At 36.2% G+C, this 21,709-nt stretch carries 27 protein-coding genes; 9 read left to right on the top strand and 18 right to left on the bottom strand.

Annotation, left to right across the window (positions count from 1 at the left end; all coding sequences use genetic code 11):
* The first annotated feature begins 150 nt into the window (after nt 1-150).
* The 6 genes from B2Z27_RS03155 to B2Z27_RS03130 all read left to right on the top strand — a co-directional run bounded on the left by B2Z27_RS03155 (nt 151) and on the right by B2Z27_RS03130 (nt 7,371).
* Nucleotides 151-2,661, top strand: coding sequence for a heavy metal translocating P-type ATPase (locus B2Z27_RS03155; protein WP_286812534.1), 2,511 nt, complete (start codon nt 151-153; stop codon nt 2,659-2,661).
* Nucleotides 2,662-2,669: 8 nt separating this feature from the next.
* Nucleotides 2,670-3,377 carry a PepSY domain-containing protein gene (locus B2Z27_RS03150; protein ID WP_071342650.1) on the top strand — a complete coding sequence of 236 codons (708 nt, stop codon included), beginning with the start codon at nt 2,670-2,672 and terminating at the stop codon, nt 3,375-3,377.
* A 12-nt stretch (nt 3,378-3,389) separates the two neighbouring features.
* Nucleotides 3,390-3,881 carry a DUF305 domain-containing protein gene (locus tag B2Z27_RS03145; RefSeq protein WP_286812533.1) on the top strand — a complete coding sequence of 164 codons (492 nt, stop codon included), beginning with the start codon at nt 3,390-3,392 and terminating at the stop codon, nt 3,879-3,881.
* 2 nt (nt 3,882-3,883) lie between these two features.
* Complete coding sequence (locus tag B2Z27_RS03140; protein WP_286812532.1) at nt 3,884-5,656, top strand: efflux RND transporter periplasmic adaptor subunit; 1,773 nt, start codon at nt 3,884-3,886, stop codon at nt 5,654-5,656.
* Nucleotides 5,657-5,677: 21 nt separating this feature from the next.
* Nucleotides 5,678-6,508, top strand: a complete 831-nt coding sequence (locus tag B2Z27_RS03135) for a class I SAM-dependent methyltransferase (RefSeq protein WP_286812531.1) — start codon at nt 5,678-5,680, stop codon at nt 6,506-6,508.
* Nucleotides 6,509-6,573: 65 nt separating this feature from the next.
* Nucleotides 6,574-7,371 carry a type II CAAX prenyl endopeptidase Rce1 family protein gene (locus B2Z27_RS03130; RefSeq protein ID WP_286812530.1) on the top strand — a complete coding sequence of 266 codons (798 nt, stop codon included), beginning with the start codon at nt 6,574-6,576 and terminating at the stop codon, nt 7,369-7,371.
* 739 nt (nt 7,372-8,110) lie between these two features.
* On the opposite strand, the gene B2Z27_RS03125 is transcribed toward B2Z27_RS03130, so the two are convergent.
* From B2Z27_RS03125 to B2Z27_RS19855, 6 genes are all read right to left on the bottom strand, one after another.
* Nucleotides 8,111-8,320: a GDCCVxC domain-containing (seleno)protein gene (locus tag B2Z27_RS03125; RefSeq protein ID WP_099193379.1), complete on the bottom strand. Its 210-nt coding sequence runs from the start codon at nt 8,318-8,320 to the stop codon at nt 8,111-8,113.
* Nucleotides 8,320-8,907: a mercuric transport protein MerTP gene (gene merTP, locus B2Z27_RS03120; RefSeq protein WP_286812529.1), complete on the bottom strand. Its 588-nt coding sequence runs from the start codon at nt 8,905-8,907 to the stop codon at nt 8,320-8,322. The genes B2Z27_RS03125 and merTP overlap by 1 nt, the downstream gene beginning before the upstream one ends.
* Nucleotides 8,904-9,281: an ArsR/SmtB family transcription factor gene (locus B2Z27_RS03115; protein ID WP_099192955.1), complete on the bottom strand. Its 378-nt coding sequence runs from the start codon at nt 9,279-9,281 to the stop codon at nt 8,904-8,906. The genes merTP and B2Z27_RS03115 overlap by 4 nt, the downstream gene beginning before the upstream one ends.
* A 496-nt stretch (nt 9,282-9,777) precedes the next feature.
* Entirely contained in the window at nt 9,778-9,921 is a 144-nt protein-coding gene (locus B2Z27_RS03110; RefSeq protein ID WP_286812528.1) for a hypothetical protein, read from the bottom strand.
* 177 nt (nt 9,922-10,098) lie between these two features.
* On the bottom strand, nt 10,099-10,542 hold the full coding sequence (locus B2Z27_RS03105) for a hypothetical protein (protein WP_286812527.1): 444 nt from the start codon (nt 10,540-10,542) through the stop codon (nt 10,099-10,101).
* 3 nt (nt 10,543-10,545) lie between these two features.
* Nucleotides 10,546-10,752 carry a lipopolysaccharide assembly protein LapA domain-containing protein gene (locus B2Z27_RS19855; RefSeq protein WP_414673363.1) on the bottom strand — a complete coding sequence of 69 codons (207 nt, stop codon included), beginning with the start codon at nt 10,750-10,752 and terminating at the stop codon, nt 10,546-10,548.
* Nucleotides 10,753-10,803: 51 nt separating this feature from the next.
* Between B2Z27_RS19855 and B2Z27_RS03100 the strand changes: the two genes are divergently transcribed.
* Nucleotides 10,804-10,992, top strand: coding sequence for a hypothetical protein (locus B2Z27_RS03100; protein WP_286812526.1), 189 nt, complete (start codon nt 10,804-10,806; stop codon nt 10,990-10,992).
* 12 nt (nt 10,993-11,004) lie between these two features.
* Here B2Z27_RS03100 and B2Z27_RS03095 read toward each other — a convergent pair whose 3' ends face one another.
* The 5 genes from B2Z27_RS03095 to B2Z27_RS03075 all read right to left on the bottom strand — a co-directional run bounded on the left by B2Z27_RS03095 (nt 11,005) and on the right by B2Z27_RS03075 (nt 13,848).
* Nucleotides 11,005-11,835, bottom strand: coding sequence for a GIN domain-containing protein (locus tag B2Z27_RS03095; RefSeq protein WP_286812525.1), 831 nt, complete (start codon nt 11,833-11,835; stop codon nt 11,005-11,007).
* Between the two features lie 92 nt (nt 11,836-11,927).
* Nucleotides 11,928-12,764, bottom strand: a complete 837-nt coding sequence (locus B2Z27_RS03090) for a mechanosensitive ion channel family protein (protein ID WP_286812524.1) — start codon at nt 12,762-12,764, stop codon at nt 11,928-11,930.
* Between the two features lie 12 nt (nt 12,765-12,776).
* Nucleotides 12,777-12,968 (bottom strand): hypothetical protein, encoded by a 192-nt coding sequence (locus tag B2Z27_RS03085; RefSeq protein WP_286812523.1) that lies wholly within the window; start codon nt 12,966-12,968, stop codon nt 12,777-12,779.
* An 89-nt stretch (nt 12,969-13,057) separates the two neighbouring features.
* Nucleotides 13,058-13,228: a hypothetical protein gene (locus B2Z27_RS03080; protein ID WP_286812522.1), complete on the bottom strand. Its 171-nt coding sequence runs from the start codon at nt 13,226-13,228 to the stop codon at nt 13,058-13,060.
* A gap of 2 nt (nt 13,229-13,230) precedes the next feature.
* Nucleotides 13,231-13,848, bottom strand: a complete 618-nt coding sequence (locus B2Z27_RS03075; protein ID WP_286812521.1) for an RNA polymerase sigma factor — start codon at nt 13,846-13,848, stop codon at nt 13,231-13,233.
* 104 nt (nt 13,849-13,952) lie between these two features.
* Between B2Z27_RS03075 and B2Z27_RS03070 the strand changes: the two genes are divergently transcribed.
* Complete coding sequence (locus B2Z27_RS03070) at nt 13,953-14,381, top strand: TerB family tellurite resistance protein (protein WP_286812520.1); 429 nt, start codon at nt 13,953-13,955, stop codon at nt 14,379-14,381.
* Nucleotides 14,382-14,609: 228 nt separating this feature from the next.
* Here the strand turns inward: B2Z27_RS03070 and B2Z27_RS03065 are convergent, their stop codons facing one another.
* Entirely contained in the window at nt 14,610-15,518 is a 909-nt protein-coding gene (locus B2Z27_RS03065; RefSeq protein WP_286812519.1) for a DUF1338 domain-containing protein, read from the bottom strand.
* A gap of 100 nt (nt 15,519-15,618) precedes the next feature.
* On the opposite strand from B2Z27_RS03065, the gene B2Z27_RS03060 reads away from it, so the two are divergent.
* Nucleotides 15,619-16,497, top strand: coding sequence for a LysR family transcriptional regulator (locus B2Z27_RS03060; protein ID WP_286812518.1), 879 nt, complete (start codon nt 15,619-15,621; stop codon nt 16,495-16,497).
* A 141-nt stretch (nt 16,498-16,638) separates the two neighbouring features.
* On the opposite strand, the gene B2Z27_RS03055 is transcribed toward B2Z27_RS03060, so the two are convergent.
* From B2Z27_RS03055 to B2Z27_RS03030, 6 genes are all read right to left on the bottom strand, one after another.
* Nucleotides 16,639-17,139, bottom strand: coding sequence for a DUF5004 domain-containing protein (locus B2Z27_RS03055; RefSeq protein ID WP_286812517.1), 501 nt, complete (start codon nt 17,137-17,139; stop codon nt 16,639-16,641).
* Nucleotides 17,140-17,241: 102 nt separating this feature from the next.
* Nucleotides 17,242-17,841, bottom strand: coding sequence for a DUF6642 family protein (locus B2Z27_RS03050; RefSeq protein WP_286812516.1), 600 nt, complete (start codon nt 17,839-17,841; stop codon nt 17,242-17,244).
* Between the two features lie 77 nt (nt 17,842-17,918).
* A complete protein-coding gene (locus B2Z27_RS03045; RefSeq protein WP_286812515.1) occupies nt 17,919-18,641 on the bottom strand; it encodes an alpha/beta hydrolase in 723 nt (240 codons plus the stop codon).
* Between the two features lie 232 nt (nt 18,642-18,873).
* Complete coding sequence (locus tag B2Z27_RS03040) at nt 18,874-19,434, bottom strand: hypothetical protein (RefSeq protein WP_286812514.1); 561 nt, start codon at nt 19,432-19,434, stop codon at nt 18,874-18,876.
* Nucleotides 19,435-19,449: 15 nt separating this feature from the next.
* On the bottom strand, nt 19,450-20,181 hold the full coding sequence (locus tag B2Z27_RS03035) for an NAD(P)-dependent oxidoreductase (protein WP_286812513.1): 732 nt from the start codon (nt 20,179-20,181) through the stop codon (nt 19,450-19,452).
* Between the two features lie 132 nt (nt 20,182-20,313).
* Entirely contained in the window at nt 20,314-21,363 is a 1,050-nt protein-coding gene (locus B2Z27_RS03030) for a serine hydrolase domain-containing protein (protein WP_286812512.1), read from the bottom strand.
* Between the last annotated feature and the right edge of the window lie 346 nt (nt 21,364-21,709).

The raw sequence follows: 21,709 nt of genomic DNA, 5'->3' as shown, positions 1-21,709 counted from the left end.
GCATTTTTTAAGGTTTAATAACAATTTTTTTTCGGTTCAGGTTAAGCTGTTCCCAATTAATTGTTGAATTTATGGTAGTCCAAGTAAGGCGTTATAGAATCGGTTTTCTATGCTAAACCTTATGATTAAGAAATTAAACTAAAGTGCATTATGAAACACGTTTATCACATACACGGAATGACATGTAACGGATGCCGAAGTCATGTTGAGCAGACACTTTCAAAAGTTGATGGTGTTACCAATGCATCTGTAGATTTAGAAAAAGCGGAGGCAACTATTGAAATGCAATCGCATATTCCAATAGCGACTTTTCAGAATGTACTGGAGAAAGAAGGCGGTACATATTCTATTCATGGTTCTAGTGAAGATTTTAATAAGGATGTATCTAAGAAAGATAACCATGTAAAGAAATCAAAGAAGGGTAACGGCACCTTTTATTGTCCCATGCATTGTGAAGGTGATAAAACGTATGATAAGCCGGGTGATTGCCCGGTTTGTGGTATGGATCTGGTTGAAGAACAGAACCTCTCTTCTACATCATCAGAACAGTGGACTTGTCCTATGCACCCAGAAATAGTTAAAGATGAAGCGGGATCATGTCCTATATGTGGTATGGATTTGGTTCCTATGGAGGCTGATAGTTCTGCAGAAGAGAAAACCTATAAGAAATTGCTCAAAAAATTCTGGATCGCATTAGCATTTACCTTGCCCATATTCATTATTGCTATGAGCGAAATGATTCCGGATAACCCTTTATATAAGGTTATGCCCCAGAAACAATGGAACTGGATTCAGTTTGCCTTATCAATTCCGGTGGTGTTCTATGCTACGCTCATGTTTTTTGAAAGAGCGTATAGAAGTATAAGGACATGGAATCTTAATATGTTTACCTTAATTGGTATCGGTGCCGGTGTCGCATGGCTTTTTAGTGTCTTTGGTATGTTGTTTCCAGATTTTTTTCCAGCACAATTTAAAACGGAATCCGGTGCAGTGCATGTGTACTTTGAAGCCGCAACGGTAATATTGACGTTGGTATTAATGGGTCAGGTATTAGAGGCCAGGGCACATAGCAAAACAAATTCTGCGGTAAAGGAACTATTGAAACTTGCCCCAAATAAAGCCATAAAAGTTGTGGATGGCAAAGAGGAAGAAGTAGCTATAGATACCATTGAAAAAGGAGATGTTTTACGAGTAAAGCCAGGTGATAAAATTCCTGTAGATGGTAAGATTACTAAAGGAGACACTACTGTGGACGAGTCCATGATCTCTGGTGAACCCATACCGGTAAATAAAACCGTTGGTGATCATGTTAATAGTGGAACCATAAACGGAAACCAATCTTTCTTAATGCAGGCGGAAAAGGTAGGCAGTGATACCCTTTTATCTCAAATTATCCATATGGTGAACGATGCTAGCCGTAGTCGTGCGCCTATACAAAAGTTGGCCGATACCGTTTCCGGGTATTTTGTACCGGTGGTTGTCCTTGTTTCCCTAATAACATTTGTAGTATGGGCGATCTGGGGTCCTGATCCTGCTTATGTATATGCTTTGGTGAATGCCATAGCGGTTTTAATAATTGCTTGTCCCTGTGCTTTAGGGTTGGCCACGCCCATGTCAGTAATGGTCGGTGTTGGTAAAGGAGCTCAAAACGGGGTACTCATTAAAAATGCTGAAGCACTTGAGAAAATGGATAAGGTAAATACCCTTATTGTTGATAAAACAGGTACCATAACAGAAGGAAAACCAACTGTTGATAAAATAGGGGTTTTCTCTAAAGATTATACTGAGAATGAGATTTTACATCTAATTGCATCTCTGAACAACTCCAGCGAGCATCCACTGGCCCAAGCCACGGTAAAGTATGGAAAAGAAAAACAGGTAGAGATATCTAAAACAGAACAGTTCAATTCCGTAACAGGTAAAGGTGTAGAGGGTAGTGTAGACGGTAAGTCTCTCTATTTAGGCAATGCCAAAATGATGGAATATGCAAATGCATCGGTATCGTCACAAATGCAATCAGAAGTTCAAGACCATCAAAAGCAAGGTAAAACAGTTTCATATTTAGCGGTAAATGAAGAAGTAGCAGGGTATGTTGTTATTGGTGATAAAATTAAACCCTCTAGTGCAAAGGCCATTAAAGAACTACAGGATAAAGGCATAGAGGTGATAATGTTAACCGGTGATAACCACAATACGGCACAAGCTGTTGCCGGTGAATTGAACCTTACCGATTTTAAAGCTGAAATGTTACCCGAGAATAAGCTCAATGAAGTTGAAAAATTGCAAGAGCAGGGTAGGGTTGTGGCTATGGCCGGTGATGGCATTAATGATGCTCCTGCCTTGGCTAAAAGTGATGTGGGTATTGCCATGGGCACAGGAACGGATGTTGCTATTGAAAGTGCCATGATCACATTGGTAAAAGGAGATTTACATGGTATTGTAAAAGCTAGAAACCTTAGTCATAAAGTTATGCAGAACATAAAACAGAATCTCTTTTTTGCTCTGATCTATAATACACTTGGTGTGCCTATAGCTGCGGGAGTGTTATTCCCATTTTTTGGCATACTGTTGTCGCCAATGATCGCGGCTTTGGCAATGAGTTTTAGTTCTGTATCGGTAATTGCAAATTCATTAAGGTTAAGAGGTTCGGATTTAGATTGATATATAAAATGGTAAAGCGTAAAACGGCATTAAGAATCAGAAAAGCACATAGGTATTTGGGTATCTTTTTAGGTATTCAGTTTTTGATGTGGACTATTAGTGGAATGTATTTTAGTTGGACGGATATAGATGAAATACACGGGGATCATTATAAGAAAGTAGTTCCTGAACAGGCATCTTTTTCAAATTTGATAGGAAGCTCCCAAATAGATGTTCAAGAACCTATCAAAACTTTAGAATTGCTTGAAATTGCTGGGCAACCGTATTATTGGATCAACAATACAAAGCTCTTTAACGCACGTACAGGGGCAATAAAAGAAGGGCTCACAGAACAAGAGGCATTAAATGTTGCTGACCGCTTTATGCTTTCTGACTTAGAACTTGGGCAAATACAGAGAATTGATGCTGTGGGCAAGCATCATGAATATCGCGGAAGACCTTTACCTGCTTATGAAATTTCTTATAAGACAGATAAAAACTTAAAGGCTTATGTAGCTGTCAACAATGGCAGGTTTCAAACAGTTAGATATAGAGATTGGCGCTGGTTTGATTTTCTTTGGATGACCCACACTATGGATTATCAAGGCAGGGACAATTTCAACAATATAATACTTAGAGCCTTTTCCCTTTTAGGATTGATTACCGTTGGTAGCGGATTTTTACTGTGGTATACAAGTTCGCCTACTATTAGGAAAATTAAAAAGAAGTTGAATTAAAACTAAAAAATCATGAAATCGGAAGAACATAAAAATCATAAAATGGATACCAATAACTATACAAAATTTGCACTGATGCTAGGGGCATCGTTTGTGGCCATGTACATCACCATGTACTTAAATACCTATGCTATAGACCATGTTTATTTTAGTCTCACAAGGTTCTATATGAGTTGTTTGGGTATTTCTACCATGGCATTGATCATGTTTTTTGCCATGCGTAATATGTATAAGAACAGAAAGAAGAATATGGTTATCATCTTTGGCAGTATAGCTTTGTTTTTAGCTGCTTTGGGCTTGGTTAGGGTACAAGCGCCCATTGTAGGCGATGTGTTGTGGATGAAGGCAATGATACCGCATCATTCAATTGCAATTTTAACCAGTGAACGTGCAGATATTCAGGATCCAGAGGTCAAAAAGTTGGCCAATGATATTATCAAAGCACAAAAAAAGGAAATTGAAGAAATGAAGGCGATGATCAAGCGCCTTGAAAACGAAAAATAAGTATGAAGAAAAATGTTCTTTACCTAGTTGCCGCCGTGTTCGTAGGGTTGCTTTGTGGCTATTTTATATTTGGCACTAATTCTACTGCCCCGGGTGAAAAAGTGCACAATGATCATGACCATGAAGAGGTTGGATCCAGTGAAATGTGGACCTGTTCTATGCATCCACAGATCATGCAGCCAGAACCAGGCGATTGCCCCATATGTGGTATGGATTTAATACCTGCGGAGACAGGTGCGGACGGACTTTCGGCCAACGAAATTAAAATGACCGAAAATGCCATTGCCTTGGCAAATATTCAAACAACGATAGTTGGATCGGTTGCTGGTGCATCTGGGGATAACAGTATTTTACTTTCCGGTAAAATTGTACCCAATGATGAGAATAATGCGGTACAGGCCAGTTATTTTGATGGTCGTTTAGAACGTTTACATGTGAATTATGAGGGGCAAAAGATACAGAAAGGCCAGCTATTGGCAACCATTTACTCTCCTAATTTGGTCGCGGCACAACAAGAGCTTTTGACCACGGCAACCCTAAAAGAATCTCAACCGGCTTTATATGAAGCGGTGAGGAACAAATTGAAATTGTGGAAATTATCCGATGCCCAAATTGCCGCAATTGAAACTACAGGTAAGGTTAAGGACAATTTTCCGATCTATGCTACGGTAACCGGTACCGTTACAGAGGTTACGGCTAGGGAAGGGGACTACGTAAAACAAGGCCAGCCTATATTAAAAGTGAGTAACCTTACAACGGTTTGGGCAGAATTCGATGCTTATGAAAATCAAATATCAAGTTTAAAAGTTGGGCAGAAAATAAAAGTAGTATCAAATGCTTATGCTGCAAAAGAATTTGAGGCAACAGTATCTTTTGTAGACCCAATTTTAAGCAATGCTACCCGTACGGTCATTGTTAGGGCCATTCTTAAAAATACAGATGATTTATTTAAACCGGGTATGTTCGTTACCGGTAAAATCTCTGGTGAAAATAACCATAATGAGGAAATTATAACCGTACCTGCAAGTGCTGTAATGTGGACGGGGGAGCGGTCTTTGGTATACGTAAAAACAAGTGTGGATCAACCCATTTTTGAAATGCGGGAAGTAAAGATCAACGGAAGAAACGGTGAGAACATAAGTATTGCAAGCGGTTTACAGCATGGAGAGGAAATTGTTACCAATGGTACGTTTACCATTGATGCTGCTGCACAGTTACAGGGTAAGAAATCTATGATGAACAAAATGGGAGGTAGGGTAATGACCGGACATGAACATCATACTGGGATGGAAGCTACTAGTAATAAAGCTGAAACATCATCTCATATGGAGATGGAATTTTCAAAGTCTTTTCAAGATGATTTTTCTAAGGCCTTGCATACCTATTTGGAAATGAAAGATGCATTTGTTTCTGGTGAACCCCAGCAAATTACTTCTTTGGCCAAAAAAGCTGCAGCTGCTTTTGAATCATTACCAAAAAAGGATTTGGGTACACTTGAAAAAGAACATTTGGAAAAAAGTATAGCCATGTTCTCGGCAATTGGTAATAGTGGCCATCTAGAACAACAAAGGGAACATTTAGTAGTCTTAAATGAACATATGGTAGCAATGGCCATGAATTTGAAATCACCTTCAGAAAATTTATACGTACAACGTTGCCCTATGGCCAATAGTAACCAAGGTGCGGTATGGCTAAGTCTTGATGAAGAAATAAGGAACCCATATTTTGATAGTGGTATGTTAACCTGTGGTAGTGTAGTACAGGTGATTCAATAGATCTTAGAACTTAAAATTGTAATGAAAAAGCAAATTAAAGAATTTACAGGTGCAATTTTAGTGCAGTTGCAACCTAAAAAAGCTGAATCTCTCATAAAAAAGGGAATCAGTTTTAATGTGGGTAATGAACTTAATTTAAATGAGCGGCTAATGCGTGCAGCCCTTTTAAAACAAGCTGAGAAAAATAAAGATTTCAATCTACTGGCCAACTATCATAAAAACTTTTGGGAGCAAACCGGCAGAAAATATTTTTCTGAGAAAGAGAGTGTATTAAACAATTTCTTTTTGCCACATTGCTTACCTGTATTTGAAATGCTTAAAAAGCTTCTTAAAGACAGTCCAGAAAAATACCATACCATGATAGAAATAGGTACGGGTAACGGTGAGGTTCTAGAGTATTTGAGTAGACAGTTTCCGCAAATAGAAAAATTCGTCGGTATAGATTTAAGTGCTGATCAAATTGGATTTAACACAAAAAAATACCAGCAATATCCAAATATTGACTTCGTAGCTGCAGATGGTGCTGAATGGATCAGGGAAAACGGAACGGATAATATAATTATTATTACTTCAGGTGGTGTTTTAGAGTATTTTACACAACAACAATTAACGCATTTGTTTAACTATTTAAACCATTTGAAGAACACTATCTTCATTGCCATAGAACCCATTGGGGTAGACGTTGATTTCACTAAAAACCCAAATTCGCAACCCTATGGAATAGAGCGGTCATTTTCCCATAACTACACACAGCTTTTTGAAGATACAGGATTTAGCTTATGGTACCAATCCGTGATAGAAGGGGTGCAAAAAGAAGCCGATTTTGGAGTGTTCGGCGCCATAAACCTTTAGGGAGTTTCTTTACATTTTAGATTATATTTGATCCGAATAACCAAACCACAACTAAGAGAATACCGATGACCACAAAAATGATCAACTTTTTAAAAAAGTATGAAATCTGGGTATTTTTAACCCTGGCGCCATTGTTGAATTTTGTCATCACCTACGCAAAAAGTAAGGGGATTATTGAGTTTTTTCCATATACCAATGGTAGGTTTTATGCACTGTTTTTCTTGTTAGTATTTATAGTGAAAATTACCAAGGGCAATGAGGGTATCAAGAATTTGTTCAGACCAATGGCAGTGTGGAAGATACACCCAAAATGGTATTTGTTTAGTTTGCTCTTTGCATTTACCATAGGTCTCATCACCTTATCGATCAAAGCCATATACCATAATGATATATCTTTTCTACAGTTCCAATTGTATATACCCACTTTAAAATTTACGTTGTTCTTGTTGTCATGGGCATTTTTGGGAGAGGTGGTCTGGATCGGGTATGCCGTGCGTGTACTGTCAAAGAAAATAAATCCGTTTTTGGCAACTCAGATTATTGGATTTGTATGGTCTTTATGGTGGTTGCCGTCTGTTTATATCAATGTGGGGGTTATAGAAGATTTACCGGTGTGGCCCTTATTCTTGAATATGATGGGCGCAGCAGGTATGTGTGCCATAGTATATTCAAAAACTAAAAGCGGTATTTGTGTTTTGGTGTTACAATCTATGTTGAACATGTCTTTGGTATTATTACCAATTTCTCCAGATGCAGGGGATTATACGTATACCATATTTGCCGTATTATATTTTCTGATTATGTTGGTATTTATGTATTTCATGCCGCTTAATATTCACTCAGAACCTAAAAAGGTTTCTTAGTTTGAAATTTGCTAACGTGAACTTATAATTATCCTATGGATGATTTAAAAGTTGGTGAGATCATGTAGGTGGACTTATAAGTTAGATTTTGAATTTTTATAATAGGGCTAAAATAAGTAACTAATAGTGGGTTATTAAATATTCTATTTTACATACACGAGCTTTTGAATTATCCTGAGGATGATTTAAAAGTCGGTGAGATGATGTTGGTGGACTTATAAGTTAGATTTTACAATGTTTATAATAGGGCTAAAATAAGTAACTAATAGTGGGGTTATTAAATATTCTATTTTACATAATATAAATTATAGTACAAATATAGTAGTTTAGTGGATAGCGCATTTCCGCGAAATTTTACATAGTTACGTTATAAGGCCCGCAGGAGAATTATAACAAAGTAATTATATAAAACAAAACTACGGTAAGTTCAACTATAATCTAAATGAGGCAGCCGCTTCATCTCGCCGCCAAATAATATCAGCCACTGGCTAATTATATTTGTCACGGGTTATGTAAAATAGCCGCTGCCAAACGCTCAATTGTTTTGTATAAATAAAATGCTCAGGCATTTTTTTCTACACACAATTTCCAGCCGCTTGCCAACGCCATTTAAAAGCTAACCTTTTTGCACTTATTAAAAATCACGTATTCCAAAAGTGGATTGCCACAACAGCATAAAATTTTTGACGAAAACTTTTTGAGGCTAAGTTTAAATTCAAGACTCTATTTTACATAATAATTAACAACAACTTTTGTTTTTCTGAATTGGCGGACAAGCAACTAATCCATACGAACAATAAACGCAACAATCACCTTCTTTGGGTTTTAATGTTTCTTTACAATTTTCACATTCATAAAAGAACTGACAATTATTTGTTGGCATTTCTTCTTCTTTCTTATGCCCACATTTTGGACACGTAATTGTTGATTTTAATTGTATTTCCTCCATCATTCTATAATCTTATAACCGGTTTTTCCTATGGCATCCTTAATTTCTTTAGTAGTCACTTTTGTTTTATCGTATTTGACAATTGTATTCGCTTTTTCGTGATTTGCTTTAACTTCAATTATTCCATTGAGTTCATTTACTTCACTTTCAATATGTACTTCGCATCCGGTACAAGTCATTCCTTTAATCTTGTATTCAACTTTACTCACATTAGTTTCTGATACGTAAACTACTTCCTTATTTGTATTTGGATAAAATATTTGAGTGTAATATGGAAATGCAAGCATTAATCCTGCAAATAACGTAACTAAAAGCAGAAATTTTTTTGAGTTAATAAATTTTGGCTTTTCGTCTTCACATTCACAATCAATTTTTTGTTTTTTTGGCTTCAAGATTTGATACCAAGCTATTGCTAATATTAAAAGTGTAAGCGCAATTAAGAAAGGTCTAAACGGTTCAATCCAAGAGAATGTTGATGCTATTCCACTTGTTCCTGCTAATAAAGCTAAAATTGGCGTAATACAGCATAATGAAGCTGCTATTGCAGTTATAATCGTTGTCCCAACTAACTTCTTTTCTGAAATCATAATTTATCTTCTAGAACTTTATTATTGTCTAATATTTTAAAAAACGGAACCAATAATGATATTTTTTCTTTCTTAATTGAATAGAATATAGTTTGTGCTTCCTTACAGGAGAAAATAATATTTCTGTCTTTTAATTTTCTTAAATGCTGTGAAATGGCAGAAACATTCATTTCTAAAATATCACTTAAATCACAAACACAAAGGCGTTCCTCTTGATTCAGCAAATACAATATCTTTAAACGAACAGGGTTACCAGTTAAACTTAAAATGTTAGAAAGTTCTTCAAAAGAATTTTCCATTTTTTGAACAACTTGCCTACAGTTCATTATTTGTTTAGCGTCGGCTTCTAATCTAATGCAAATGGCTTTTTCCATAGTTCAAATTTATAATTATTAACTTATTTAAGCAAATACTTAAATACATATTTAAATATTACTTCTATAGTCTGTCCATACACACACTTACATATACTCATAAATAGAATACACACCCCTCCTACCGTCAGGCACTAGTAATTGTTTACTCACAAGATATTTATTGTTTTTTAAAGGAGTTCATGAACCTCGTACCTCGGTTTCATTACCTTATAAAAGAGAATTGTTAGAAGATAGATTAAAGAATGTATAGCACCAAATACTTTGCTTTGCCCAAACAAAGTTACATAACCCATGACATTAAAGAACAGATTTATCTAATCTGTAAAACGGCGCATGCTTGCATTTTACATCATTGTAGATATGACCTTAACGCTAGCGAATCATATCGTCAGTCATGATGTCAAAGCCGTTTTACTGGAATGTTTATTGAAATCAATATGCCAACGCTTACCAACGCCATTTCTTTCATCCATGATTTCATGGGATAAATTTGCTATTTGTCCCGAATTGAGTCCATCCTTGAAAACATATCCGAGAACAATTTCAGCGTTTTTTCCGGATCATTGTCCGTCAATGCCATAAGACACATGTCTTTAAGGTCGTCTATGGCTATTGAAGCAACATCGGTATAATCCATTATTTCCAAAAGCTCTTTGTGTTTCTGAGGTTTCCAATAACCCTGTATTTCGCGTATGGTTTTTGAAGCTCGAGCAATCGACCGTAAATTTTATATTCATTGTTGTATTCTCTATTAGTTATGTTTTTTATACCCCAACAGGAAAACAGGTTACATGAAATTTTATAGGTTAGAAAATTAATAGTCGATATTCGAGGTGAACGGCTCTGAATATTTTGATGCACGCCCAACGACTGGTGCCATGGTCGCAAATACTTCCAACTTACGAGTATGAGGTGAATAGTCTCTATTTATCTTTCCCAGTTTCAAGGCCATTGGTGTTTCAATAGTAATTTCTTTCTTTGTGGCCTTAATGATTTCTGCTTTTTGCCCTAAAAAGTCATCTTTTCTATCCAAGGCAATGGGTACAACGATACTCTCGTCCCAATTAGGAATCACAAGTGGTGCGTCCAAATCGCCATGGATATCATATACGAAAATGTGTAAGCAATAGGGCATTTCCAGCTTCATGTCCAGTTCGTGAAACTGAATTTTAGTAACAACGGTAATATCGTTGATGTTATCACCAACGTTAATATATTTTGGTATGTTCAACAGTTTTACTGAAAGTATTTTGGCCATGGTCTAGTCTTTAGAATTTATCAATTTCTTTTTCATCGATACTAAGATGCCTACGAGCACTCCTATTCCAAAACTGCCCAATATAATCAGGACACGGGACAAAGTGAGTTTCCATAAGAGGAATTTCACATCTGTTACCTCAGAGTTTTGAAGAGAGAAAACGACAATGAGCGCTGCAAATACAAGCGCTAAAATAGTTTTGAGTTTCATATTTATCTGGTTATATACTTTATACACTTAATTTTAAATTGGTCACATCAAATGACAAGGATTTTTATTTGGGACATTTTTGCGGTTATTTCTTTGCAAGCTATTTTTAATGGCTCTATGACCAGATTGTCTATAATATCGCCATCCAACATTGTAACTGCCCTCCAATTAAGGATCATCACAAAAAAGAAGCCTTCCATTTGGAAGGCTTCCGAACAATACCAAGCTTATGTGCAGTAAACGCTAATGCTCTTATTTTTTAATAATTTTTGATTTATCGGTAAGTCCCTTTACTTCAACATTGGGATTACCATAAACATAGACGTTACTTTTGCCCTGTGCATAGACCTCAAGGTTTTTTGTGGCGTTAATATATACATCGGAATTATTTGAAGTATATAGGTCGGCCGAGGATACCTTCATTTTTTTTGCGTTCAGATTGGCTGATTTTTTAAGGTTAAAGGCAGCATAATCTGCATCGCCTTTCAAGTCTAAATCTGCAGAGTTGTTAAGGGTTACCCTTACTTTTTCAGCGACCACGTATGCTTTTAAATCAGTCCTGTCGTTCATCACAACTGTTGTATTCTCAGATTTTACCTTAAGGTCGCCCCCAGCATTTCTATGCATGGTGATAGTGACATCATCGGCACTTATATCTAGATCTTTCACGCGGCTTGAATTATATCCGCTCAAATAAAATCTATCAGCTTCAAATCTTCCTTCTCCCGTTACCTTAGCATCGTTCTTCAAAATTAAATGCTCAATTTCTGCAACGGTCAAGTTGATTTCCAATTTTTTGCTAGAGGTAATCTTATTGATTGTATATATCTTTAAGATACTGTCCATTACCTTGAACTGGATGACATCCACAAGGTTACTGTCCGTATTTAAGGCATAGGCGTTATTATTACCTTGGGTCAGGGTAACTTCAAGAGCATCGTCGATTTCAAGGGCGTTGAACACCTCTGGAATTTCTTTGATTACCTGTGTTACATCCTTGTTGCCTTGAATTTTTGGCTTCTTCTGTGCGGCTACCGATAAACTTACCAATGTTATTAAGAAGAAGATAGTTTGTTTTTTCATTATGTTTATTTAAAAATTATTTATTGTTTATCCTTTTTACACCATAATTCAAAAAGGTCACAATTTTTAGATAAATAATTTTTAAACCACTGTTATTCAGAATCCTTTGTAACCAAAATTTCCTCTTGGATAACTTTATGGATAGGTATAACTAATAGGCCATCCTTGGTTCTGATATCCATGGTAAGGGCTTCCAAAGCCTCAATAGTACCGGAAATATCTTTATAATTGACCTCTTGTCCTACTCTAAATTTTTTCCGAGCATAGGAAGTTCTAAGTATATCCTTTACCAAGTCTTTTGAACCTAGTCCTAATGATATGGCAATGGCCGCGACGAACCCACCGAGAATTAATGTTGCATTGTTCCTAATAATTACGGTGTTCACCCCCGCTTGGTTTAAAGCCGTTACTGTGATGATAAATGCAATTATATAAAATACGAGCGTACTTATTAGTTTAGCTCCTCTAAGGTCAAACGAATCAAAAACGCCTTTAATCGCTTTTTTTATGAAATTGGCAATATAGAGACCAACCATGAAAAGGGCTATTGCACTAAAGAGCCTTGGAAGGTATCGAAGTAAATTTCCCACTTCTTGAGATACGATTTTCCACTGCATGACATCTGCAGCGGCGATTAGAAAAACTAAGAACAATATCCATTTAACGAATACCAAAACAACTTTTGAAACATCGAATTTCAGGGTAGTTTTATCTGAAAGCACTTTTTCATTGAGTAATTTTGTCCAATGATCAGCCTTGACAAATTTTAAAATGCGCCTTAGTATTAAAACAAAAAGCTTGGTAATCAGCCAACCAAACAAAAGAATCAATAATGCCCCCACAATGTTAGGTACGGCCTCCATAATGTTCAAACCCATTTCATTGATCGTTTTGGACAATAGTTCTTTCCACGAAGTAATCTTTTCCATTATATTCTAATTTTATCTGGTTTTGTTATGTCTAATTTTCCTGAATATTTCATCCCCTGTTTTCGGATATTCCAATGAGAACAGGCTGGAAAGTTCGATAAGCGCATTGGCATCCTCGATATCTGCTAAAACCCTTTCCTTCAAATCCGGGGGAACCTCCTTCAAAGGGAGCCCAATTCTTTTGAATATGTTCTCTTTTGCCATGGACCTTTAAAATTGGTGTAGTGTATATACCCGAAAGTTTCAAAAGGTCACATCAATTTTGTGCTTTTTTAAAAAGTATCAAAAATGCCTTATTTTCCGGTTTTAAATAAGCTACCCAAAGCAGAAAAAAGCTCTGTTCCAAAAAGTTCGGCCAGTTCTTGGGCTAGTTTGGCAGATTCGATGGTGGTAATTACCTCTTGTTTTGATTCTTTCGGTAGCTCCTTTCCAGTCTCTATCCGCTTAAAAATATTCTCTTTCATAGCTATAGTTTTTCATAGGCTTTGATTACTTTGGCTTTTGCCCTGTTCAATCTCATTTTTACAGCACTAGCCCCGATGCCCATGGAATCTTGTAAATCCTTGATGGAAACATCGTCCTGATATTTTAACAGCAATAACGATTTATCTTCAGGGGGTATACTATCCAAGGCCTTTATCAATTTGCCTTCGTCTAGACAGTTAATTTTCTCTATATCGACTTCATCATTGGACAGATGGTACTCGTGGTCGTCCATTGGCTCATCCATGTACTTCTTTTTTTTATCTCGGTTTACATAATTCGTGCAAAAATTGTACGCCAATACATAGAGCCATGTAGAAAAAGATGCTTTTGAGGAGTTAAAAAGGTGGAGTTTAAGGAAAACCTTAAGAAAAATATCTTGGGTAAGGTCTTTGGCCTCGTCACTATTTTTGACAAAACTGTAACACTTGTTATAGACTTTGTTGCTGTATCTGTCGTATAGAATACCAAATAGTTGCGAATCCTTACTTTTAATGACTTTGTCGGCAATTTCCCCATCGGAAAGTTCCTTGGCCTTGGACAGGTAGCTTTTGGCATTTCTCCCAATTAAGACAAGTATCAATGATTTTAACAGAGACATCCAATTGTTGGTTTGTGAAATCTCAAGATAAGGTTTTGTTATAAAAATCTTGTGACCATTTTGAAAAAAAGGGTATCAAAAGTAAAAGATAAAAAGATAAGTAGATGATTTCAGTATCTAGATTATTCGAGACCGAGGAACAACAACGACGAATATCTCATTTTATAGCTTTAGTCAAAATGGCCTATATAGATGGGTTCGTGTACGAGGAAGAACAAAAAGTGCTATTAAAATTTGCCGATAAGTTGAACATCAATGAGGACCGGTTTGCTAAAATCTTGAGTGACCCTAACAGGTTTCCTTTGGAAGCCGTAAATTCTCAAGAAGAACGTTTAGAATACATCTACGACTTTTTTAAGATGATTTATGCCGACCATAAAATTGACCAGAGGGAAGTTGAACTGGTACATCGGTATGCCATAGGATTGGGATGTTCTCCCCAAAAAGCCATTAATGTCATTGAAAAATCGATTGCGATTTTTGGAGGTGAAATTGAAATTGAAGACTTCAAAAAATTGATGGAGGACGAATAATTTGATAAATCTGTGTACAAGTAACAATCTGTAACATTTTGTCCATTTGGTTATTTAAGATGAAACTTTAAGTGTTCAAACAGAATTTTACTAGTTATTTTAGATTTTGAAGTAAGAATATTATACCTTTTGTAGATAGAAGCCAAGATGTTTTGTAAAATGCCAATAAGTTATAACGATTTTTTTAACGAATCTTTCAAATTAGCAATATATCAACAGTGAACATGCTTACTTCTTGGAAGTCTGCTCCAAATAAGTGCTCTCAAAGATTTTATCTGCATTAGCAGCTTCAAAACCTTCCCTTCTATGCTCTCTTTGTATTTCGTTTTTATCTAAAAATGCAAATTCTGGGAGTACGGAACGCTCCGCAAATTCCACATAACTACCTGAAATTTTCATGGTTTCGTTATGGGCAAAAGTGGCATCTACCATTTCGGCTACCGAACTACTTTGGCGCAAAAAACCGTCATTGCTGGTTTTTATTTTTCCGCCAGAGGTATTAAGCACAATCCCCAATCCTTCTAAAAACTCATTAAATACTTCCAAAGAATTATATGGGGAAGGTAAGTCATGAACACTAATGGTGTAGTGATTTAAATAGTAACGATTGTAGATGACCCAAGCGGCATATTCGCTTTCTTCCGATAGTTGTTGAAAATGGGCTAACGTTGGCAACTTCCATAACGGCTGATAGAAAAAGTCACCAACTGACTTTGTATCGTCCAAATCAATGGTATCTATAGGGTCTGTGTTGATGGCGTTGGTATATTCAGAAATGATACGTTGCGCTTTACTAGATAGGTCTTGTACTCTTAGCTCGCTAATAAAAATTCTAGGATACTCAGGGCTTGGCGGTGCATACCAATAGGCATCTAGTTTTTTACCTGGAAAATAGTAGGAATCCATTTTGGTGTATCCGTAGTGCAAAAATATCTTTTCAAAAGAAGAAATTCCCAAATTAGGAACACCTAAGGTACGAAAAGCAATATGATCATTAACGATTTCATCTTCATTAGAAATCATATTGGCATCGATCATAGCCTTGGAAATTTTTTCTACATCGGTAACGCTTTTTTTATAGGGAAGAAACAAAGCGGTCAACACTTTATCTAAAGAAGTATTTTGTTGAAAATTCATAGCAACTAGGTATTAAAACTAAATATTAGATATAATTATTTTACAAAGTTCTTATCTAATTTGACAATTAACAATTAACATTGTACGTTTATTGATAAGTATGACTAATCAATTAGAATTTAGACATCTCCACTATTTTTTGGTGTTGGCAGATACCTTACACTACCGTGAGGCGGCAGAGAAATTGTACATTTCACAATCTGCTCTGAGCCAACAAATACAACGATTAGAGTTTATTTTGGGGAAAAGTCTGTTTATACGCAACAATAGAAAGGTACGTTTAAGTGCTGAGGGAATTCTTTTTAAACAAGAGGCAATGCTGATACAAAATCAGGCTACCATGTCCATGGAACGTTGGAAATCTGCAGTTTCTGGCAAACAAGGACTGCTTAAAATTGGATTTGTAGCTTCTGCAATGCAAACATACTTGCCCACTATTATCAAGAAATTTACCGAAACGCACCCGAATATTGAATTTTACCTGAACGACCTTAGTAACACCGATCAACTTTCCGCTTTGGAAGCAGGCAGCATTGATATTGGATTTATACGTTCTAATATTGTACCCGCTACATTGAAAATCAAGTCGGTCTTTAAAGAAAAATTCGCTTTGGTATTACCAAGAGATCATGCAATTTCTACATGTAATTTTAAGGATGTGTCGCAATTGTCAGATGAGTCTTTCATCTTATTGCCAAACGAGAACAGTCAAATGTATTATGACCAAATTGTAGCGCTTTGTAACGATTATGGATTTGCTCCTAAAATATCGCATCGATCAATTCATGCCCCTACAATTTTTAAGCTAGTGGAAGGCGGATTGGGTATTTCTATAGTACCCAACTCCCTTAGGGATGACCACAATACTAAAGTTAAATTCATTGAACTGAATAATGTACCTCAGGAAACCGAGCTGTTTGCCGTTTGGCATCAAAAAAACACAAATTTGGCTTTACCCTTTTTTCTGGAGATGCTGTAAGGCAGTTCTATTCTAATAATACAATCTAAAATCTAACAATTTATGAACGCTTGTAACTTAAGGTATCCAGGTTTATTCTATGGGCACATCGATACTAACTATAATTAAAGAATTGTATCTCTATTGAATCACTATTAGACCCTATAATGCCCTTTCGTAAATGTATACCCGTTCAAAATCCTCGTCTTCATTTTCAAAGGATAGAATGATTTGATCTATCTCTTCCGTACCGTTTATATAGCTGTAAGACATGTTAAAATCGTTGGTATATGTATTGCCAGAAGAAGTTCCGGTAATATTTAAGGTTAAATGAACTTCGTCATCGTACCAATTCCAGGTTCCTACAAATGTCTCCGGATTACAGGATTCTAGAGCCTCTGTATAAAAATAAACAGTACCTACATAATCACCCGAATAATCAAAACTAAAATCTTTATCATCATAAGGGTTCAATGTAAATTCTGAAAGGGTAGTTTTGTCACAATTTGTAATATTTTGTATTCCATCAAAGGTTACGGATATTAACTTCCACTTCCCTTCAATTTGTATAATTAAATCTTCTTCGTGTTCAATTTCTATAAAAGAACATTGTGTTGTTATACTGGCTAAAAATAATAATGGGATAAGTAACTTAAAATTCATGGGTTTCTTTCTTTTGTTTCAAATGTAATTACGAAGAAAAGCCCTTACAATACCCAATAAAGGGTAATTTACTCATACAGATATATTTATAGCCTAGTTGCTCTAATAATACAACCTAAAATCTAACAACTTACAGACATTGTAATGTCTTTGGTGTAGCTCCTCTACCACATCGAACATATTATCATCTTCTTTGAAAAGATTAAAAAAGGCTTTATCTAGGTTGGCACTACTAACCCCGTTAAAAGCATTACCATAACCAGAGACGGCTTTTGCATTGGTGATGTCCAAAAAGTACTGGGCTTCATCCTCGTCCAAATCTAATATTTTGGCGTTGGAGAAATGCAGGATTTTGCCTTTTAATCGCCCTTCAAAAATTTCCGCAATTTCCTGTAAGGTATAATAGTAATCGTTTAGGCAAATACTATTGGCTTCGCCATGCATGACCAAGTAGATTATTTCATAATCCTTAAAATTATAATCATCTAAGACCAGTGCGTTTAGACTGTCTTCCAAACCTTCAATAGTATCGCATGTTTTATAAATACTTGCAATACCATATTTCATGGCCAGTTGTTCCAAGCTCTGTTGCGCTTCGGTCAGCAATTCATTTTCAATATCATCTACACCTTCTAAACAGTAAATGAAATGGTCTTCATCTGTTAATTGGGTTTGGGGTAATTGTCGTCTTTTTTCTAGCAAGCTTTTGTATTATTTGGGGTGTATGAAATACAAAATTACAGCAACTGTTGTATTCTTTTTAGCGTTTTTGGGATAAACTATAATTGTTTTAAAAAGTTTTTTACGGCATTCCAATAGCCATCATTATCCTTGAACTTTTCCCATAACGTTCGCGAACCATGATTTCCTGCCGTTGCCGGTACATAGGTTACTTTTCTTGTAGTTGGTATCGCTTGGTTTATTGCCGCCCAATTATCTTGTTCGTTTTGTGCGGAAGTAATAAACGTAGGTACTTTAATGTGTGCGGCACTATTTTTTATAAAATCGTCTTTGCCAAAATATTCTCCAGGGGAAAATGCCATGGCAGCGTCTATCTGATCAGGATGGTCACCTGCATATTTAAGTACCAAAGAAGAAGAATAGGAACTGCCCCAAATAATGATTTTCTTTGGGGAATATGCTTTTTTAACATAAGCTACCGTTGCCTCAATATCTTGAAAAGCATCTAGGTATGTGGTCTCCTTCCCTGCCGCTACCGCTCTTTGATTGGTCTGGTTGGTAACGGAATTTACCGCTCCGCCAGAACGTTGGTCAATTGCCAAGCAACTATAACCCAAAGTGTTTAGTTTGGGTGCTATTTCTTTATATTCTCCACGGCTCCACCCTGCTTGATGAAAAAGGAGTATAAAGGTTTCGCTCCCTTTGTCTTCATAATAATCTGCAGTAATCAGTAAACCGTCTTTAGAAGGAAAGTCTATAGTTTTCTGAGCTAACATACAAATGGAGCTTAAGCTTAAAACAAAGGAGAAAATCGTTTTCATAAATAGTGTTGTTGGTTATACGTGTATGAGTCTGCCTTTAGGGTATTTGCTTACATGTAGTGGTAACTATATATTTTTAATTTTATAGATAAAGTGTATTTGTTTTGGGATGGTGTAGTATAAAATTAAAGCACTGTTTAGTTTTTACGTGTTTTTGGCGGTGCAGTGCGTTGTTTTAAAAAGTGCTTCCCTCCTATTGACAGTTCTTGAAGTTTTGTTAGTATTACAATTTTTAGCCTTTAGGTTTCAATGTACGATAACCGAGTACGATCAAGGCTACTATTAAAACTAAAAAATAAATACTTGTAGCACTACTTTTAATAATTGAAAATATACTGGTGAGATGTACAGAAGTTTCCGTAACCGTTGGGTAGGCATTCAGCATAGTAACAATACCAATGTTTTCAAAATAATCTGCTATACCGGCAATTACAGGTAAAAGACACAGATATAGGTAGTTTTGGTTTAGTCCAGGTAGTTTCTTTAGGAAATATGCTAGAACTGCTGCATAAGAAATACCAAAGAGTAATGGGTAAATCATATCAACAGGAATTTGTTTGGTAAGATACATTTGGCGACCGGTATTACCTAGTGTCTGCAAAAGGGTGTTAACATACTCCAAATCATATCCAGCGGGCATCATATTTAATAATTGCAATCCGTTAGAGAAAGTCATTGTTGCCGGTATGGTAACTAAAAGCATATACGCATAAACGATATTGGTTAACAAGAAAAGTACCAGAACCTTTTTCCCTGACCGTTGTTTTTCTAACTGTTTACTGATTCTTCCCATTTTTCTATTCTTTAATTAATTTTCTTTCGGTGAACTATAGATAACCGGCATCTTACCCTTCCATGTATTCCATAAGTTTTTGTCATGGATAAGGCTAGCCATAAAATGAGCGACATTGATCCGGCTAACTTTACCGGCATTGAATATAGCGCTACGCGTGGGTGAAGGAAAAATGTCATAATCACTTACTTTTTCTTCATTAATTAATCCGTCCGGTCTTACGGCGACCCATTCAATGGCTGCATTGTTTTGTCCAATTTGTGTTCTTAAATAGTCTGCCGCCTTTTCATTATCTACATGAGGAGGAAGTAGTATACGAAGCAAACCGATTACGCATTTTTGGGCGAAAGAGATACGTTCGTCCAAATCACGATTTCGATTACCGGTCGTATTCATTAGAACAAACTTTGTAGTGCGTTCCAAATTATTGGCTTCTATGGCATTGCATAAACGTTTGGTAGCATCTGTAACCAATCTTCTAGGTTGACCGTAAATACCTTTCCAAGTTAAATTGTGTCCTAGGCACGATGCCACTGCATGGCAATCGCTTACCAAATCTTGCATTTCGGTATTGGTAAGGTCTAATATACTAGCTGTAATCATTTGAAGATGCTCATTGTTCTTCCATGATTCAGGGAGCTTATGGGGAGAACGAACAACAACTTTTACGGAGTGCTGTTGCAAAAGAAGTTGCGCTACCAATTGACTACCTGTGGCACCACTGGCGCCGACCACTAAAACTTTCATATTGTTTGATTGATGATTGATGATTGATTGATTGATGATTGATTGATTGATGACTTGTCTGTAGGACGATGAAAAATTATAAGTGTTACATATTTAAGTGTTTAATTTTAAGAGAGTTATAAGGTTTTGGGGTTATTTTTCTTTACGTAGTATTTTAACTACTCTGCTATGTGTTATTTGTAGCAAATTCCATTGATAGCCTTCAAAATCGGTCGTATTCATGAATTGAACAACCACGGCATCAATATCTTTATGGTATTCAGCCAGACATTGGTAGCCTGCAGCTAAGCCACCGTGATTAAACTCATATAGTGATGTGTAGATTTCCATTTCTTGTTCATTGAGCAAGGTTCCGTTGTTCAATGCCCTTAAGAAGGTGCCAACATCTGCTGCGGTAGCCAACATCATGCCATTATCTTCATATTTAAAATCTTCATCGATACCTACATAATAACCGCTCATTACATCATCTATGTTTACTTCGCTAAGCGATCCGTAGGTATGGTTAAGCCCTAAAGGAATCAGTATTTCCTGTTTAAAATAATCTTGACGACTACCGCCTGTTACCTGCTCTATAATTCTAGAAAGTAATAGGTAATTGGTATTGGAGTAGCCATAATCCTTGTTGGGTTCAAATTCCGCTGGCAAATGGAGTGCATAAGTAAGTACATCTATATTGGTGTTCGGTTGATTTTTCCAATAGTCTGGATTATCGGTAAAATTGGGGATGCCGCTACGGTGCTGAACCATCATTCGTAATGTGATTTTATCGGCATTTTCAATACTACCTATAAGCTCGGGAAAATAATCGGAAAGCGGTTGGTTCAAATCTATTTGGTTCTCATATGCTAATCTAGTGATTGCAACCGCAACGTATAACTTGCTGATACTAGCTATTTTGAACAGAGCATTAGGTTTGGCAGGTATTTGCTGTTCTTTATTGTGGTACCCAGCGGTATAGAATGCCGGTGGTTTGCCTGCTTCATCAACATACACGATTACTCCGTCAAAACCATGGCTTAGCGTCTGGTCTACTTGCTCTTGAACCGTATTGGGCAATGGTAAAATCCATGCTTTTACTAAAATCCATGGGACGAACCATAAAGAAATGAATGTACCAGTAAATAATATGATTCTAAAAATCTGTTTATTCTTACTGACTTTAGGTTGGGCATTTTCCATGATGCGTTGCTTTTGGTTTGATTGATGATACAAACTTATAGCGTATCAGTAAAGAAATAAATTATGAATTACCGAAATGTATATTATTGAGGATGAATTGAATACTATTGATTTAACATAAGTAAACCAAATTTAAAAGGATGGCAGTTAGTATATAGCGGAGTAAGTACGTTTTAAAAATTTTGAACAAAAAAAAAGCGCATTTCTGCGCTATTTTTTATTTTACTATTATTAAGAAGTCTACAACCCCGCTAACTTAAACTGCGTAACAAAATCATCATCAATATCTTTGTAGCTATTGGTGCAATACACATGGTCAATGGTTTCTTTGAGTTCATCAAAACCA

It is taken from the genome of Maribacter sp. UBA3344, from assembly GCF_002362375.1.
Taxonomy (GTDB): Bacteria; Bacteroidota; Bacteroidia; order Flavobacteriales; family Flavobacteriaceae; genus Maribacter; species Maribacter dokdonensis.
This window is presented reverse-complemented; position numbering and strand designations above follow the sequence as displayed.